This window comes from Vibrio sp. 779(2023) (assembly GCF_033344285.1).
Classification (GTDB): Bacteria; Pseudomonadota; Gammaproteobacteria; order Enterobacterales; family Vibrionaceae; genus Vibrio; species Vibrio alginolyticus.
On sequence record NZ_JAWPOM010000091.1, the window covers coordinates 1 to 1,448 of the forward strand.

Annotated in this window: 2 protein-coding genes and 1 pseudogene; 2 read left to right on the top strand and 1 reads right to left on the bottom strand. The window is 37.8% G+C overall.

Annotated features, from left to right (window positions below):
* Both R8O70_RS25140 and R8O70_RS25145 read left to right on the top strand, forming a co-directional pair.
* Positions 1-224, top strand: a pseudogene (locus R8O70_RS25140) (IS5/IS1182 family transposase); the annotation flags it as partial.
* A gap of 35 nt (positions 225-259) precedes the next feature.
* Entirely contained in the window at positions 260-901 is a 642-nt protein-coding gene (locus R8O70_RS25145) for a type A-3 chloramphenicol O-acetyltransferase CatIII (RefSeq protein ID WP_004920769.1), read from the top strand.
* A 323-nt stretch (positions 902-1,224) separates the two neighbouring features.
* Here the strand turns inward: R8O70_RS25145 and R8O70_RS25150 are convergent.
* Positions 1,225-1,448: transposase (locus R8O70_RS25150; RefSeq protein WP_225455851.1), on the bottom strand; the 224-nt coding region annotated here is incomplete at its 5' end.

Sequence of the window (1,448 nt, forward strand, 5' to 3'; positions counted from 1 at the left end):
AAAGTCGTCGCTATGAACCTCATATCCAGTCACGGAAGGATGAGTCAGAAGCCATTAAAAACACGGATTTTAAGGCTCACCGTTGGGTTGTAGAGAGAACACACAGTTGGATGAATCGCTACCGTCGTGTCCTGACTCGTTGGGAGAAGAAAGTCGAGAATTATGAGGCGATGCTGCATTTTGCCTGTGGTATCATTGTCTGGACTAAAAACCTATTGGGATAGGTTCTTAGTAAATAAAAATTCAGAAGGGATATGTTATGAACTATACAAAATTTGATGTAAAAAATTGGGTTCGCCGTGAGCATTTTGAGTTTTATCGGCATCGTTTACCATGTGGTTTTAGCTTAACAAGCAAAATTGATATCACGACGTTAAAAAAGTCATTGGATGATTCAGCGTATAAGTTTTATCCGGTAATGATCTATCTGATTGCTCAGGCCGTGAATCAATTTGATGAGTTGAGAATGGCGATAAAAGATGATGAATTGATCGTATGGGATTCAGTCGACCCACAATTCACCGTATTCCATCAAGAAACAGAGACATTTTCAGCACTGAGTTGCCCATACTCATCCGATATTGATCAATTTATGGTGAATTATTTATCGGTAATGGAACGTTATAAAAGTGATACCAAGTTATTTCCTCAAGGGGTAACACCAGAAAATCATTTAAATATTTCAGCATTACCTTGGGTTAATTTTGATAGCTTTAATTTAAATGTTGCTAATTTTACCGATTATTTTGCACCCATTATAACAATGGCAAAATATCAGCAAGAAGGGGATAGACTGTTATTGCCGCTCTCAGTACAGGTTCATCATGCAGTTTGTGATGGCTTCCATGTTGCACGCTTTATTAATCGGCTACAAGAGTTGTGTAACAGTAAATTAAAATAAGCTCAGGTTAAATTAAAGGGTTTCATATCTAGTGAAGCCCTGTTTTATTATGTTTTGAGTTAACTTATCTTCAATGGCGGTCATAGAACCGACTGTTTACCCTCAAATAAATGTGTGAGCCGAATTATTATATCATCCTTCCGCAAAAGGCTAAAAACCATAAACAATAAAATGTTTTTTGTCGGCTTTTGTTCGCACTTTTTATCTGTTTCTAGGCATTTTATGATAATTTTTTAAAGGTAAGCTTGAAATAACACGTCGATGCCAAGATATGTATCAAATCATGATATATAAACTAAATGGGATAAAGAATGAATAAGAACCTATCCCAAAAGGATTTTATTCCAGACAATGATGGCACAGGCAAGATGCAGCATTGCCTCGTAATTTTCGACCTTTTTCTCCCAACGAGTCAGGACACGACGGTAGCGATTCATCCAACTGTGTGTTCTCTCTACAACCCAGCGGTGGGCCTTAAAATCCGTGTTTTTGATGGCTTCTGATTCATCCTTCCGTGACTGGACATGAGGCTCATAGCGACGACTTC